Source organism: Streptomyces sp. NPDC002886 (genome assembly GCF_042888445.1).
Taxonomy (GTDB): Bacteria; Actinomycetota; Actinomycetes; order Streptomycetales; family Streptomycetaceae; genus Streptomyces.
Genome location: NZ_JBIAPV010000001.1, coordinates 462,180 through 477,446, shown reverse-complemented (window position 1 = coordinate 477,446; position 15,267 = coordinate 462,180). Strand labels below are relative to the sequence as shown.

Below are 15,267 nucleotides of genomic sequence, written 5' to 3'. Positions count from 1 at the left end.
GCGCGTCCTACCCGGACGCCCCGCCTGTGGACGGGACGGTGGCCAGGCGGAAGAGGTCGCGGGTCGGGTGCACGTCGACCGGGATGCCCGTCCCGACTTCGATGATCTCCTCCCCGGCGACGAGGTGGCTCGTGGTGAACGGCGGCCGGCCCGGCACGGTGACCAGCATCCGGACCCTGGTGCAGCGGTCGTCCTCGCCGCACCACACGCGCTGTGCCGACGTGACCGTGCCCGTGACGCGCACGCCGGCGGTGTCCAGGTCGCGCCACACGCGCTGGTCCCGCACGGTGCCGACGATGGCCAGGACCACGACGACCACGGTGAGTGCGGTCCAGACGAGGCCGGTCACGACGACACCCAGTCTGTCGTCGTCGGGGACGTACCCGCCGATACCGGCGAGCAGGATCACGGGACCAGCGCACACGACCAAGAGGCCGAGCAGGGTCCAGATCGGCTGCTCGAAATAGGCCGGCGGACGATTCACCGGGCCTTCGGCCTCGGCCATTCCACCGCTCGTCACGGTGTGGGCCGCCCACCGCCGAGAAGGGAGTCCGAAGAATTTCGCAAGCGTCCTGACACGGGCGGAGTTTACCGGACCTGATCCGGTCGCCGTGGGTGAACGGGGGCGCGGCACAGGCCGATCGGGGCGGTGGCCGACCGAACGACCTGCGTCCGGCAATGCTTCGGCCGGAGCGCACGCGCTCCCCACGGTGGGCAGCCCTCGGTGATCACCCTGGAGGCGTGGGCATGATCTGCCGGGTTGCGGAGCGCAGGGCCAAGGCCAGCACCACTTCGAAGACGCCGAGCAGGACGAGCCACAGTCCCAGCAGCCGTGTCAGAGCGACGGCGGAGTCCACCGGGAAGCAGAGCACGACGATCCCGGCGACGGCGCCGAGGGCGCCCAGGCCGAAGAGGAGCCCGCGGTGCACGAGGGCGCGGTCGGCGATCGCGACGTACGCCGTGAGTACGCCGGTCAGGAGCCAGAACACTCCGACGATCAGGGACAGTGCGCCGATCGTTTGCATCGGATGGCGCAGAACGAGGACGCCCGCCAGGAACGCCAGCATGGCGATCAGGATTCCCGCCAGTCTGCTGCCGCCCACGTCGCCGCTGTGCGAGAACGCCGTGACGAAACGGAAGCCGCCGGCCACCAGGAGCTGGAGGCCGATGATGACGGCCAGGATGTGCAGCGTCTCGTCGGGCCAGACGAGTACGAGGATGCCGGGGATCAAGGTCGCGAGGGCGAAACCGAGTGCCCAGTGCCACGAGCCTCCGAGCTGCTTGAGTACGTCCTCGGGATCGTTCTGCCTGCGCTGCGGTGCCGCGCCGGATGCGGTCATCATGCCTCCCGGGCCGGCCGAAGGCCCCGTAGAGGCCCTTCGAAGCCATCGGACATGCCTTCCTTGCCTGTCAGGCCCATTTTAGGCCGGTCGGAGCCGGCCCGCCGATCCACCGGGTTCCCCCCTGAACGGGGACCGGGGCGCCGCCTTGAAGGACGTGTCATCCGTCGGGTTCCGCGGTCTTCGCGGGGGTCGAGGGGATCCGCTGGGTGAAGAACATCGCGAGGAGCGCGGTGAAAGCAAGGACGGCGAGTGCGGCGCGCAGACCGTCGAGCCTCGCCGCGGCGTTCGCGTCGATCGCGGCCGATGCCACGTCAGGGCTCGTGCCCGCCTTGTCGAGTGCCGACGTGAGCTGGGCGTCCGACATGAAGGGCACGCCGCTCTCCAGTTGGACGGTCGCCCGGCTCTTGACCTCGGCCGGGACGGCCTGGTTCTGCTCGATGTTGGTCAGGAAGGAGGTGGTGAGCGCGGCGATCAGGATCGACCCGGCGAGTGCCGTGCCGATCGAGGCGCCGAGGTTCGTGACGGCGTTCTGGATGCCGCCGACCTCCGCGCTCTGCTGGTCCGGGACCGCGGACACCGTGACCGCCCCGAGCTGCGAGGCCAGCGCCCCCATGCCGAGCCCGATCAGCAGGAGCGGGATCGTGACGATCTCCGCGCCCGCGTCGGTGTCGAGTGCGGCCAGCAGCGCGACCGCGCCCGCGAGCAGCGCGAGGACGCCCAGTCGCACCACCCGCCGCGGTGAAGCGTCCGGGAGGAAGCGCGGGATCAGGATCGCGGCAGCCAGCAGGGTCAAGGAGAGCGGCAGGATGCGTGCTCCGGTCATGAGCGCGGACAGGCCGAGCGCGACCGACAGGTACAGCGGTACGACGAAGAACACGCCCATCTGTACGAGGTACTGGAAGAAGAACATCGTCAGGCCGCCGGTGAGCTGCCGGTTGCGCAGCAGAGCCGGGTTCACCAGTGGCTCCCGGTGCCGCTCAACGAGGCGGGCTTCCCAGCGCAGGAAGAGCCATACCAGGAACAGGCCCGCCAGCATGAGCCACACGACCAGGGAGATCCCGAGCCAGGCGGGCGCACCGGGCTTCGGCAGGAACCAGCCCCACTCGCTCGAGCGGAGCACCCCGTAGACGAAGACCCCCAGCCCGAGGGCGGACAGCACGGCGCCGACCAGGTCGATGTGCCGGCGCTCGCCGACCGGTGCGTCGGCGGTGCGGCGGGCGAGCGCCAGGATGACGACCACGATCGCGACCTCACCGGCGAAGACCCAGCGCCAGGAGAAGTACGTCGTGGCGAACCCCCCGATGATCGGTCCGACCGCGATCGCCACGGCTCCGGAGGCGGCCACCAGTCCGTACGCGCCGGGCCTGCCTTCCGCGGTGAAGTTGCCGGCGACCAGCGCGACGATCGCGGGCAGGATGAGCGCGGCTCCGATGCCCTCGAGGAACGACCAGCCGAACAGGAGCACGGGCAGGTTCGGTGCCAGAGCGGTGATCAGGGATCCGCAGCCGTAGATCACGCATCCGATCAGGAACGCCTTCTTGTGGCCGATGAGCGCGCCGACCTTGCCGCCGGGGATCATGAACATCGCCATCACGAGGGTGTATGCCGTGATGGCGCCCTGGATCCCGGTCACGGTGGTCCCGACGTCGTCGGCCACCGTCGCGATCGAGACGTTCATGACGGAGCTGTCGAGCGCCATCAGGAACTGGCCGGCGGTGAGGGTCAGCAGTACGACCCCAGCCCCTGCCGCCTTCGCGGGTGTGCCTGCCTCGGATGCCATGGCAGCACGCTCCCAGCGGCCCGATCCCGCCGGGCCCAGACCCGCCGAAGGGGTCGTCTGCTTGGCGGCAGCCGAGCACGGGCGCGGGTGTGGGCGCGCCGCTCAACGGAACGGCGTACACGCTCTGACTGGGCAGCCCGGGTGGTGGACGTGCGCCGGGGCCCCGGTGAGGTCAGGCTGGGGAGGTGGGGTGGCCAAGGAGATGGGTATGACCAGTCCAGCCGAGAGGGCCCGACGTGGCAGGTCAGCCAGACGGCAGGTGACCCGGACCTCGCACGGGCGGTGGACGGTGGCAGCGGACCGGCCCGACCCGCTCGACGTGCTGGAGCGGCAGGCTGCCGACCGCGTCGTCGAGCTGCTGCCGATCCGGTACGGGCGGATGGCGGCCTCCCCGTTCGCGTTCCTGCGCGGCGCGGCCGCCGTGATGGCCGCCGACCTGGCGGCGCAACCCGGAACGGGCCTGAACGTCCAGCTCTGCGGCGACGCGCACCTGCTGAACTTCGGACTGTTCGCCTCACCCGAGCGGGCGCTGCTGTTCGACCTCAACGACTTCGACGAAACCCTGCCCGGCCCCTTCGAATGGGACGTCAAGCGGCTCGCCGCCAGCACGGCCGTGGCCGCCCGCGACAACGCCCATGGCGACGACCACGCGTGGCGGATCGCCCTCGCCGCCGGCCAGGCATACCGGCTGTCCATGCGCAGGCTGGCCGAACAGGGCGAACTCGACGTCTGGTACCAGCGGTTCGACACGGCCGAGATACTCCCGCTGATCCGGGAGAGCAAGCTGCGCAGCAGGGTCGAGACGAGCCTGGTCCGGGCCAGGCGGCGTACCAGCCTTCAAGCACTCGCCAAGCTCACCGAGGTCCGGGACGGCCGCCGGCGCATCATCCACGATCCGCCCCTGCTCGACGCCCTCACCTCACGCGAGAGCCGGGCCGTCGGTGAGATCTTCCGCCAATACCGCGGCACACTTCCCGAAGAACGACGCCTCCTGCTCGACCGCTACCGGTTCGTCGAAGCGGCACGCAAGGCAGTCGGCGTCGGGAGCGTCGGCACCCGCTGCTTCATCCTCCTGCTGACAGGCCGCGACGAGCGGGACCCGCTCTTCCTCCAGATCAAGGAAGCGGGACGTTCGGTGCTGGAAGACCATCTCCCCGCCGACAGCCACGGCCATCACGGTCACCGGGTGGTCGCGGGACAGAAACTCCTGCAGTCGGCCGGTGACATCTTCCTGGGCTGGACGGCCGGGCCGAGAGGGCGAGAGTTCTACGTCCGCCAACTGCGCGACATGAAGGGGTCGGCCGTCGTGGAGACCATGACCCCGGACATGCTCCGTCAGTACGCGGAACTGTGCGGCACGGCATTGGCCCGAGCGCACGCACGCTCCGGCGACCGGATCGCCATCGCCGGGTATCTCGGCAAAGCCGATACCTTCGACCGAGCCATGGCCGACTTCGCACTTCACTACGCGGACCAGACGGCCCTGGACCACGCCTTGCTCACCGCGGCCGTCTCCGAGGGAACCATCACCGCCACCCACGGCATCTGACCGAAGCCTCCGATGGCCGGTTGTCCGCGACTGCGGGTGAGACGGCTCGCTCCGGCGGGTCCGGCCCCTACGGCCGCCGCCCGGTGCCGTCCCATCGGGGCGAGAGGGCTACGCAGGCCAGCAGGACCACGGCCAAGGCCAGCGCCCACACCGCTCCGTGACGGAGCGTCAGCAATCCGCCGACGAGGGCTCCGAGGAGCAGGGCCACGACCGTCACCAGGCGGCGGAGCGGTCCCGGCCCCCACCGGTCGGCCGCCAGCCCGGTCAGGGCCCTGGTGACGACGGTGGTGGTGAGATCGGGGACGGCGAGCCGGTGCACGACCGCGTTCTGCAGGCCCATGCCGAGGGCGAGCAGGGCGATGACGGCCGGCGGCCCCGCGCCGAGCACGGTCAGGGCGAGCGCTCCGCCCACCAGGACGGTCTGCACCGCCACCAGCGGCGCGAACATCACGGCCGCCCCGGTGGTCCGCCGCAGCCGCCCGGCGGCCGCCGCTCCGGCCAGGAACGCGCCGACGGCGAGGAGCGAGTCCGGGGCGGACAGGGAGCGGTCCCCGGCGATCGCGAAGCCGAGGAAGACCACGTTGCCCGTCATATTGGCCACGAAGACGTGGCCGAGGCCCAGGTAGCTCACTGCGTCGACCACACCGCTGACGAAGGTGAGGGCGATCAGCAGAGGGGGCAGCACCCCGTGGGGAGACTCGGCTCCCTCCGCCTCCGGCGGGAACAGCCGCGCCGCCAGGGGGTGCAGGATCCCGCGTCGCCGGGGCGGGGTGGAGGCCATGGAGTACCTCCGGTCATCGCGCGGGCCGGTCCGACGACCGGCGGACGCGGAGGGGACTCGCCCCCGGTGATGCTAGCGATGCCGCGCGCACGGGCGCAGGAGCGACCCGCAGGGTTCCGGCGGACCCACGGCGCTTCCTTCCGGGGGCCGGTGGAGCGTCGCGGGTAGGCTCGCCGCATGGCTTACACATTCCAGGTCACGGTGGACTCCGCCACGCCGCACGCCCTCGCCGACTGGTGGGCCGATGCCCTCGGGTGGGAAGTCGAGCCCGGCAACGAGGAGTTCATCCGCGAGATGATCGCCGCCGGGCGGGCCACCGAGGAGGACACCACCACGCACCGGGGCGTCCTCGTCTGGAAGGCCGGCCAGGGGATCCGCCACCCCGAGGGCCTCGAACGGGCGCCCCGCATCCTCTTCCAGTTCATCGAGGAGCCCAAGACCGTCAAGAACCGCGTGCACCTCGACGTGCGCACCGGTGAGGACGACCCGCGGGCCCTGGTCGAGCGCCTCCTCGCCAAGGGGGCCGAGCGCCTGCACGAAGGCAACCAGGGCCCCTCCACCTGGACCACCCTCGCCGACCCCGAGGGAAACGAGCTGTGCGTCTCCCACTGAGCCTTACCCGGGCGGCCTAGGCTGGGCCCGTGAACGTCATCCTCTTCGGCGCGACCGGCATGATCGGCCGGGGCGTGCTCCGCGAGTGCCTGCGCGACGAGTCCGTCGACAGCGTGCTCGCCGTCGGCCGCAGTCCCCTCGCCGTCTCCCACCCCAAACTGAGCCAGCTCGTCCGGGCCGATCCGACCGACCTGTCGCTGCCCGGTGGGCCGGACCTCGCCTCGTACGACGCGTGCTTCTTCTGCCTCGGCATCTCCTCCTTCCGCATGAAGGAGGAGGAGTACTGGCGGATCACCCACGACCTGACGCTCGCCGCGGCCCGCCCCCTCGCCGCCGCCAACCCGCGGCTGACCTTCGCCTACGTGTCCGGCGAGGGCACCGACAGCACCGAGAGCGGCCGCTCCATGTGGGCCCGGGTCAAGGGGAAGACCGAGAACGACCTGCTGAAGCTCCCCTTCGAGGCGTACATGTTCCGGCCCGGGATCGTGCAGCCGGACCGCGGCATTCCCTCCAAGACCCCGCTCTACCGCGCCGGGTACGCCGTCACCGCGCCGCTCTTCCCGTTCCTGCGGCGCTTCGCACCCGATCTGGTGACCACCACCGGCGCCCTGGGCCGCGCCATGATCGCCGTCGCCGCGGCCGGGCCCGGTGACGCGGACACCCAGCGGATCCTGCGCCCCCGAGACATCAACCGGCTGGGCGGCGAAGGCCCGCACAGGGCGAAGGACCTGCGATGACGAGCTGATATTCGGTTTCGGCCAGGGCCTCCCGCACCCGAGAATGAGGCATCTCGAACCGGGAGGAACCCCATGAGCCAGGACCGCCTGACTCTGCACGACCTGATGCCCGCGCAGGCGCTGACCGAGGCCATCGACGCCGGACACGTGGCCCGCAAGGCCCACCCCGAGCTGCCGCTGTCCCTCTACAGCTACACCAGGACCGCCCAGTACGACCAGGTCTGGAACCAGGTCACCACGCGCTGTCGCGGACTCGTCGCCGACGACGTCACCGGCGAGGTCGTCGCGCTGCCGCTGCCCAAGTTCTTCAACGTCGGCGAGCACGAGTCGGGACGGCCGTACGCGCCGGCCCTGCCGCAGGACGAGCCGTTCGAGGTGTACGACAAGGTCGACGGCAGCCTCGGGGTGCTGTTCCACTACGCAGGGAAGTGGCGGGCCGCCTCCAGGGGTTCCTTCACCAGCACGCAGGCCGTCTGGGCGCAGCGCCGCCTCGACGGACGCGACACCTCCGCACTGGTCCCCGGCACCACCTACCTCGCCGAGATCGTGTACCCGCAGAACCGCATCGTCGTGGACTACGGGGAGCGCCGCGACCTGGTCCTGCTCGCCGCGTACGGAGCGGGCGGCGCCGAGGTGCCGCTCGCCGAAGCCGCCGACCACTGGGAGGGCATCGGCTCCGTGGTCAAGGTGTGGCCCGCCATGCCGCTGGCCGAACTGCTCGAACTCACCGGTTCCAGCACCCTGCCGGACGGCGCTCCCTCGACGGGTACCGACGCGGAGGGCTACGTCCTGCGCTTCGCCTCGGGCGTCCGGGCCAAGGCCAAGATCGCCGAGTACGTACGCCTCCACAAGGTGCTCACCGGAGCGACCGAGCGGGACATCTGGCGCGGACACGGCATCCAGCGGTTCGCCGGCCTGCCGCTCAAGCAGCTCGCCCAGGGCCTGCACTGCACCGTCGCCGACATCGAGGCGTCGGGCGGCAAGCCGCTCGACGCGCTGCTGGAGCAGGTGCCGGACGAATTCGACCACTGGGTGCGGTCGGTGATCGAACGACTGGAGGCCGAGGCCGCGCTCCGCGAGCGCGCCATCGACGAGGCGTACGCCTCGCTGGCCCATCTCGCGGGCGACCGGGGCGCGTTCGCGCGCGCCGCCAAGACGACGATCCGCGACAGCGGGATCCGCGGCGCGCTGTTCCAGCGCCTCGACGGCAGGACCACCGAGCTCATCACCTGGCGGCAGGTGCGGCCCGAGGCCTCCGACCCCTTCACGAACGACGAGGAGAACTGAACCCGTGGCCGACGTATCGGAAACCGAGACCCCCGCGCCCCCGGCGGCGTCCCCGGCGGCCCCCGCGCTCCCGGTGGTCCACATCATGACCGGGTTGCCGGCCTCCGGGAAGACCACCGCCGCGCGCGCCCTCCAGGCGGAGTCCCGCGGCCGGATGCGCCGCGTCAACCTCGACGACCTGCGGGCCATGCTCGACGTGCCGGACCCGGAGCGCGGGCGCTCGTACAAGCACGAGCAGACCGTGCTGGACATCCAGGACGCGGCCGTCAGCGCGGCCGTCGAGGGCGGTTTCGACGTGGTCGTCGACAACACCCACCTGACCTCGTACATCCCCAAGCGGCTGAAGGCCGCCGTCGCGGGACGGGCCACCTTCGTGGTGCACGACCACACCGACGTGCCCGTGGAGGAGTGCCTGCGGCGCGACGCCGCGCGCGAACGCCAGGTCGGCGAGGAGATCATCCGGATACTCGCGGAGAAGCACGCGAAGGCGAAGAAGGGCGGCTGGCGGCTCACCGCGGACTGGCTCAACGACCAGCCGGACGTGTCCCCGTACGTCCCCGATCCGGCGCTGCCCTCGGCGGTCATGTGCGATATCGACGGGACGCTCGCGATGACCGGCGACCGCAATCCGTACGACTTCTCGCGCTGCGGTCTCGACACCCTGAACACCCCCGTGCGCGACGCGCTGGACTCCTTCCGGCGGGCCGACGGCGACACCATCGTGCTGCTGTCCGGGCGGGGCGAGGAGCACCGGGAGCCGACCGAGGCCTGGCTGCGTGAGCACGAGGTCCCGTACGACGAGCTGTGGATGCGGGCGGCGGGCGACACGCGCCGCGACGACATCGTCAAGGCGGAACTGTTCAACGCGCACGTGCGCGCGCGGTACGCGGTCCGGGTCTCCCTGGACGACCGAGACCGGGTGGTGGCCATCTGGCGCCGGATGGGTCTGGCGACCTGGCAGGTCAACTACGGCGACTTCTAGAAGGCCGGGCGCGGCGGCTTCCGGCCGGCTCGCCATACTGGAGCCGTGGACGAGCCGAACGTACTGATCGTGGACGGTGCCAACGTCGTCGGGTCCGTGCCGGACGGCTGGTGGCGCGACCGGCGCGGCGCCGCCGAGCGGCTGCGCGACCGGCTGGCCCTGCGCGACGGGGGCGAGGAGATCGTCCTCGTCCTCGAAGGCGCGGCCCGCGGCGTCGCCTCGGTGCCCGGCGTACGGGTGGACGAGGCCCCGGGCAGCGGCGACGACCGCATCGTGGAGCTGGCGGCCGCCCACGCGGAGCGCGGCGGGTGCGTCGTGGTCACGGCGGACCGGGAACTGCGGGAACGGGTACGGGCGTACGGTGCGCGGTGCGTGGGACCGCGGACCGTACGCCCGGAAGCGTAGGGGGTGTCTTGCCGATCAGCCGGGACGGCGGCGGGACGACTACGAGCGGCAGTACTCGACCTCGCCGAGGTTCTTGACGTAGCGGGCGGCGACCCAGTTGTCGTCGCGGTCCTTGGCGGCCGCGGACTTCGCCGACTTGGGCATCATCGCGCCCTTGCGGTCCTCGTCCCGGGGCTGACGCTCGTCCCGCTCCTTGAGCAGGTACCAGATGTTGTTCCCGTCGACCCGCTCGCCGCGGGTCTTGCACTCGATGGCGACCTTCTCGTGCGGGTGCAGCCGGCCCACCTTGTGGGAGTGGGTGGTCGGACGGCTGCGGACGGTCAGCGGGCCGCGCGAGATGACGACGCCGCGGGCGTGCTTGCGGTCGCCGTACTCGTCGTCCCGGCCGAAGCCGTCCTCGTCGTCGGCGGGGGAGGCGGTCAGGACCGGGCCGCGCGGCGCCGAGTGATCGGCCGCGACGGCCGTGCCCGCACCGACCAGGCCGAGCACCAGGCTTCCGGCGGTGAGGGCGAGGATGGTCCTGGTGGGCTTCAGCATGAGCCGGCTCCTCCGAGAAAAGCGTCTGCCCGGCCGCGTCGCGCGGCACGGGGCGGCAACCAGACGGTTGCCACGGACGACTATGGCGACGGCGGGCCGTGACATCCCGTTGACGCACCGTGACATCGCCCGATATGCGCAATATGAGGAGTGTGGTCGCGAGACCACGGAGATCGCTCCGCAGCCCCGGCCCCGGCCCCCGCCTCCGGATGCGGCCACCGGGCGGCGCCGCCAGAGTGGATGCATGGGTATCGATGATTACGGCGGCGGCCCCGGCGCGCAGCAGACCGGTGTCATGGTGGTGACGACCAACGACGTCCCCGGCTACCGGGTCGAGCGGGTCATCGGAGAGGTCTTCGGCCTCACCGTGCGCTCCCGCCACCTGGGCAGTCAGATCGGCGCGGGCCTGAAGTCGATGATCGGCGGCGAGCTGAAGGGCCTCACCAAGACCCTGGTGGAGACCCGCAACCAGGCCATGGAACGCCTCATCGAGCAGGCGAAGGCACGCGGTGCGAACGCCGTGCTGATGATGCGCTTCGACGTGACGGACGCGGCCGACGTGGGCACCGAGGTGTGTGCGTACGGGACGGCCGTCGTCCTGGTGCCGGCGAGCAGCTGACGGCGTCGCGGCCGCGGCCCCGTGCCCGGCTCCCCGAGGGGTGGAGGGGGGTGCGGCGGGCCGCGAGCGTGCCTTTTCGGAGCGGGCCGATGCGTGCGCCCGCCGACCCACCAGTCACAGAAGTCCAGGACGGGGCGCGGCTTTGTCCATGGGCCTCCCGGTGCGCGGTCCGCAGGCTGTCAGGTCAGTGAGCGGACCGCCGGCCTCCACGGTGGGCGGTCTTCCGCCCAGGAAGCGCCGACTCCCGGAGGTCCGATGCGCACCCCCCTCTGGCCGGCCGCAGCCGCGGTGGCCGGTCTCGTGGCCACCTTGGTCGTGGCCGTGCCCGCCGCCCCAGCCGTGGCGGCCGGCCCCGTGACGATCTCCTCGCCCGAGCTGTCCGTCAGTGTGGACAGCGCCTTCCCCCGTGTCATCAGCTACACCCGCACCGCCACCGGGGACGTGCTGAACGGCAACGAGGACACCATCGGCGCGATCGTCGTCAACGGAACCACCTACACCCCCACCGTCACCTCCACCCCCTCCGCCTCCGGCGTGGACTACGCGCTGGCCTTCTCCGGAGTGACCATCAGGTCCCGGCTCTCGGTGTCCGGTTCGGTGGTGGAGTTCAAGGTCACGGCGATCGAGGACACGGCCGCCCTGCGCGTCCGCAGCTTCGCCATCCCCGACCACAACCTCGTCAGCGTCCGCAGCAACCAGGCGGGCGCCGCGCTCTCCACCGCGAAGATGCACACCGCCACCACCGGCACCGGGGACACCTTCACCTCGATCACCGCGAGCACCCCGGTGGACGCCTCCGCGACGACCGTGATGTACGGGCTGGCCAACACCGGCAAGCTGGCCGCGGCCATCGACTCCAACTCGTACTACGACGCCCCCTCCGGCGGCACGTCCAACGAGAACGGCCGGATCAGCAAGCAGGTCACCGACAAGGGCACCTACCGCCGGGCCGGCCTGTGGAGCGGATCCTGGCTCTACCGGTCCACGGGCGCCGCCGACACCGACACCGAGCCGCTGCCCTACGTCCGCGTCGCGATCACCGCCGACCGCAACGCCGACTCCACCGTGGACTGGCAGGACGCGGCGGTCGCCTACCGCGACATCTGGACCGCTCCCACCGGTTGGCAGCAGACCGCCGACCGGGTCGTGCAGCGCATCCCCTTCAACTTCGCCTCCGCGGCCACCCACCCCTTCGCCGAGACCCTCGACGAGACCAAGCGGGTCAACCTCGCCACCGACGGCCTCGGCCAGTTCGTCCTGCTCAAGGGGTACGCCTCCGAGGGCCACGACTCGGCCCACATGGACTACAAGAACATCGGCTCCAAGCTCGGCGGTGCCACCGACCTGAACACCCTCACCACCGTCGGCCACACCTACAACGCCGACTTCGGCGTCCACGTCAACGCCACCGAGGAGTACCCGGTCTCGGCCACCTTCGACCCGGCGCACCAGACCGGCGGTCTCGGCTGGGACTGGCTCGACCAGTCGTACTACGTGGACACCCGCAAGGACGGCCAGTCAGGCGAGCGCCTCAAGCGGTTCCAGGACCTGAAGGCGGCCGCGCCCGGCCTGGACTTCCTCTACGTGGACGTCTGGTACGGCGACGGCTACCTCTCGCGCAAGCTCGAACGCGAGATCGGCGGCCTCGGCTTCCAGCTCGCCACCGAGTTCCCCGCCTCCATGACCGGACAGTCCCTCTGGCACCACTGGGCCACCGACGTCAACTACGGCGGCAGCGACCTCAAGGGCATCAACTCGAACATCGCCCGCTTCATCGCCAACCACACCAAGGACGACTGGATCGCCGCCAACCCGCTGCTCGGCGGCGCGGAGATCACCGCCTACGAGGGCTGGCAGGGCAAGCGGGACTACACCGCCTTCGTCAACACCACCTTCGGGACCAACCTGCCGACCAAGTACCTCCAGGAATCCCCGATCGTGAAGTGGACCGCGAATTCGGTCACCCTCGCCAACGGCACCACCGTCACCACCAGCGGGAACACCCGCAAGATCACCACGGCCGGCCGCACCGTCCTCGACGGCTCCGCCTACCTGCTCCCGCGCGACGGCAAGCTCTACCACTGGAACGACAAGGCCGCCTCCACCACCTGGACCCTGCCGGCCGGCTGGTCCTCGCCCAAGCTGTACAAGCTGACCGACACCGGCCGCCAGCTGGTCGGCGACCTGGCCGTCAGCGGCGGGCAGGTCAGCATCAACGCCGCCGCGAAGACCGCCTACGTCGTCACCAACGGCGCCGCCCCCGCCCAGGCCGACCCGAACTGGGGCGAGGGCGCCCCCGTGAAGGACCCCTCCTTCTTCTCCGGCAACCTGAACGCCTGGAGCGTCACCGGGACCGGCGCCGCCGTCACCCGCAACGCCCAGGGCCAGAACGAACTCACGATGGCCGCGAGCACCGCGCCCGCCGTCTCCCAGCAGCTCACCGGGCTCACCCCCGGCACCTACGCCGCCTCCGTCTGGGTCACCACCCCGGCCGGACGCGCCGCCACCCTCACCGTGACCCCGGCCGGAGGCACGGCCGCCTCCGTCTACGCCGACTCCTCGACGCTGACCAACAACCTCGGCGGCAGTGAGAAGAACGGCACCAAGATGCAGCGGATGAAGGTGCTCTTCGACGTCCCCGCGGGACAGTCGACGGCCACCCTCAAGCTGTCCGCGGCCTCCGGGTCGGGCACCGTCTACCTGGACGACGTACGGGTCGTCCGCTCCGCCCGCACCCCGCTGAACGGCCACTGGTTCACGGAGGACTTCGAGAACGTCGACGCGGGCTGGGGGCCCTTCGCCTTCGGCGGCGCCGGCGGCTCCGCCACCGACCCGCGCACCCACATCGCCCAGCGCAACGCCCCGTACACCCAGGCGGGCTGGAGCGGGAAGCTGGTCGACGACGTGATCGGCGGGCAGAACTCGCTGAAGTCGCACGAGGAGCGCCAGGGCCTCGTCTACCGCACCCTCCCGCAGACCCTGCGGCTGACGCCCGGCCGCTCGTACAAGGTCACCTTCAGCTACGAGAGCGGCTTCAGCGGCGACTACCAGTTCATCACCGGCTCCGGCAGCACCGAGACGGCCACCGCCCTGAACCAGGCCCGTACGGCCACCACCTTCACCAAGACCTTCACCGCGGGCGCCGACGCCTGGATCGGCGTACGGAAGGTCACCGGCGAAGGCTCCCACAACGAGGCCGACTTCATCCTCGACGACCTCGCCGTCGACGACCTCGGCTCCGGGACCGGCGGCGAACTCCTCGTTCCGCAGACGCAGATGAGCGTCAAGGCCGTCGACAGCCAGGAGACCGCCGGCGAGAACGGCGCCGCGGCCAACGTGCTCGACGGGGACGCGGCCACCATCTGGCACACCCAGTGGTACCAGGCCACCGCACCGATGCCGCACGAGATCACCCTCGACCTGGGGGCCTCGTACAACGTCTCCGCCCTGCACTACCTGCCCCGGCAGACGCAGAGCAACGGACGCATCGCCGCCTACCAGGTGCTCACGTCCACGGACGGGGTCACCTGGGGGACCGCGGCGGCCTCGGGCACCTTCGCCAACACCACCGCGCAGCAGGACGTGACCTTCACGGCGCGCACCGCCCGCTACGTCAAGCTCAAGGCCACCAGCGAGGTTTCGGGCAATCCGTGGACGGCGGTCGCGGAACTCACCATCGGCTACCTGCCGTGACGGGTTCGAGCGGGGCCGGGGCCGGCGGCCGGGGTTCCGGGGGCCGCGGTTCGGAGGGCTGAGGCTCCCTGGGGGAGAGGAGCCATCGTGCCGACTGCTGCTGCACCGACTGCTGTTGGCGGAACCGGACGGGCGCCATGCCCACCCGGCGGCTGAACAGCCTGCTGAAGTAGGCGGCGTCCTCGTAACCGACCCGCCGGGCGACCCCGGCGACCGGCAGGTCGGTGCGGGCCAGCAGCTCCTTCGCCCGGCTCAGGCGGATGCCGAGGAGGTACTCCTTGACCCCCTCCCCGGTACTGCCCCGCACCGCCCCGCGCAGCTCGGGGAGGCTCATCCCGAGCCGGGCGGCGTGGTCGGCCACCGAGATCGGCAGCAGGGCGTCCCGGGCCAGGGTGTCCATCACGGTGTCCCCCTGCCGCGACACCCCGGCCCGGGCGTAGCGCAGCGCCACGAGCAGCCCGTGCACGGCCGCGGCGGCCTCCACCTCCAGCAGGGGGCCGCCGAGCCGGGCCGCCCGTACGATCCCGTCGACCACGTGCCGCACCCCGGCGGTGCCGCTGAGCGGGACCAGCGGCCGGTCGGGGGTGAGGTAGCCGAGGTCGGTGTACGCCTCCACGCTGTGCCCGGTGAAATCCACGAAGCACTCGTCCCAGCCGGTCCGCGGATCGGGGCCGTAGTGGTGCTCCACCCCGGGCACGAGCCACAGCAGCGCCGGGGCCGTCACAGGCTGCGGGGCCCGCCCGCCGTGGCTGAACCAGCCCCGGCCGGCGCAGACCACCACCGCGACGTGGTGGTCGAGCACGCGCGGGCCGACCACCGGCAGCTCGCCCTGCTGCACCCCCACGCCGAGGCACACCAGCCCGAGCCGGCGGTGGTTGGCGGTCGGGGAGAAGTACCGCATCCAGCTGCTGTACGGAGGCGTTGCCATCTGCGGATTGTGAT

Annotated in this window: 14 protein-coding genes; 8 read left to right on the top strand and 6 right to left on the bottom strand. The window is 71.5% G+C overall.

Annotated features, from left to right (window positions below; translation table 11 throughout):
- Positions 1-7: 7 nt before the first annotated feature.
- From ACFYYB_RS02075 to ACFYYB_RS02065, 3 genes are all read right to left on the bottom strand, one after another.
- The gene (locus ACFYYB_RS02075; protein WP_389432688.1) at positions 8-505 is read right to left on the bottom strand and encodes a hypothetical protein; all 498 of its coding nucleotides are present in this window, start codon (positions 503-505) and stop codon (positions 8-10) included.
- 223 nt (positions 506-728) lie between these two features.
- Positions 729-1,343: an HdeD family acid-resistance protein gene (locus tag ACFYYB_RS02070; protein ID WP_389432686.1), complete on the bottom strand. Its 615-nt coding sequence runs from the start codon at positions 1,341-1,343 to the stop codon at positions 729-731.
- A 157-nt stretch (positions 1,344-1,500) separates the two neighbouring features.
- The gene (locus ACFYYB_RS02065; RefSeq protein WP_389432684.1) at positions 1,501-3,123 is read right to left on the bottom strand and encodes an MFS transporter; all 1,623 of its coding nucleotides are present in this window, start codon (positions 3,121-3,123) and stop codon (positions 1,501-1,503) included.
- Between the two features lie 208 nt (positions 3,124-3,331).
- On the opposite strand from ACFYYB_RS02065, the gene ACFYYB_RS02060 reads away from it, so the two are divergent.
- Positions 3,332-4,672, top strand: a complete 1,341-nt coding sequence (locus ACFYYB_RS02060; RefSeq protein WP_389432683.1) for a DUF2252 domain-containing protein — start codon at positions 3,332-3,334, stop codon at positions 4,670-4,672.
- A gap of 67 nt (positions 4,673-4,739) precedes the next feature.
- Here ACFYYB_RS02060 and ACFYYB_RS02055 read toward each other — a convergent pair whose 3' ends face one another.
- Positions 4,740-5,453, bottom strand: a complete 714-nt coding sequence (locus ACFYYB_RS02055) for a YoaK family protein (RefSeq protein ID WP_389432681.1) — start codon at positions 5,451-5,453, stop codon at positions 4,740-4,742.
- 177 nt (positions 5,454-5,630) lie between these two features.
- On the opposite strand from ACFYYB_RS02055, the gene ACFYYB_RS02050 reads away from it, so the two are divergent.
- The 5 genes from ACFYYB_RS02050 (at position 5,631) to ACFYYB_RS02030 (ending at position 9,476) form a co-directional block, all read left to right on the top strand.
- The gene (locus ACFYYB_RS02050) at positions 5,631-6,065 is read left to right on the top strand and encodes a VOC family protein (protein WP_389432679.1); all 435 of its coding nucleotides are present in this window, start codon (positions 5,631-5,633) and stop codon (positions 6,063-6,065) included.
- Between the two features lie 29 nt (positions 6,066-6,094).
- Positions 6,095-6,802 carry an epimerase gene (locus ACFYYB_RS02045; RefSeq protein WP_389432678.1) on the top strand — a complete coding sequence of 236 codons (708 nt, stop codon included), beginning with the start codon at positions 6,095-6,097 and terminating at the stop codon, positions 6,800-6,802.
- 72 nt (positions 6,803-6,874) lie between these two features.
- Entirely contained in the window at positions 6,875-8,089 is a 1,215-nt protein-coding gene (locus ACFYYB_RS02040) for an RNA ligase (protein WP_389432677.1), read from the top strand.
- A 4-nt stretch (positions 8,090-8,093) separates the two neighbouring features.
- A complete protein-coding gene (locus tag ACFYYB_RS02035) occupies positions 8,094-9,071 on the top strand; it encodes an AAA family ATPase (RefSeq protein WP_389432676.1) in 978 nt (325 codons plus the stop codon).
- A gap of 45 nt (positions 9,072-9,116) precedes the next feature.
- Positions 9,117-9,476, top strand: a complete 360-nt coding sequence (locus ACFYYB_RS02030) for an NTP pyrophosphohydrolase (protein ID WP_389432675.1) — start codon at positions 9,117-9,119, stop codon at positions 9,474-9,476.
- A gap of 39 nt (positions 9,477-9,515) precedes the next feature.
- On the opposite strand, the gene ACFYYB_RS02025 is transcribed toward ACFYYB_RS02030, so the two are convergent.
- Positions 9,516-10,013: a hypothetical protein gene (locus ACFYYB_RS02025; protein ID WP_389432674.1), complete on the bottom strand. Its 498-nt coding sequence runs from the start codon at positions 10,011-10,013 to the stop codon at positions 9,516-9,518.
- A gap of 244 nt (positions 10,014-10,257) precedes the next feature.
- Here ACFYYB_RS02025 and ACFYYB_RS02020 point away from each other — a divergent pair, with 244 nt between their 5' ends.
- Together ACFYYB_RS02020 and ACFYYB_RS02015 are read left to right on the top strand one after the other, a co-directional pair.
- Entirely contained in the window at positions 10,258-10,632 is a 375-nt protein-coding gene (locus tag ACFYYB_RS02020; protein ID WP_389432673.1) for a YbjQ family protein, read from the top strand.
- Positions 10,633-10,887: 255 nt separating this feature from the next.
- Complete coding sequence (locus ACFYYB_RS02015; protein ID WP_389432672.1) at positions 10,888-14,325, top strand: endo-alpha-N-acetylgalactosaminidase family protein; 3,438 nt, start codon at positions 10,888-10,890, stop codon at positions 14,323-14,325.
- Here the strand turns inward: ACFYYB_RS02015 and ACFYYB_RS02010 are convergent.
- Positions 14,303-15,253 (bottom strand): helix-turn-helix domain-containing protein, encoded by a 951-nt coding sequence (locus ACFYYB_RS02010; protein WP_389432671.1) that lies wholly within the window; start codon positions 15,251-15,253, stop codon positions 14,303-14,305. The two genes, ACFYYB_RS02015 and ACFYYB_RS02010, sit on opposite strands and share 23 nt — an antisense overlap.
- Positions 15,254-15,267: the final 14 nt, after the last annotated feature.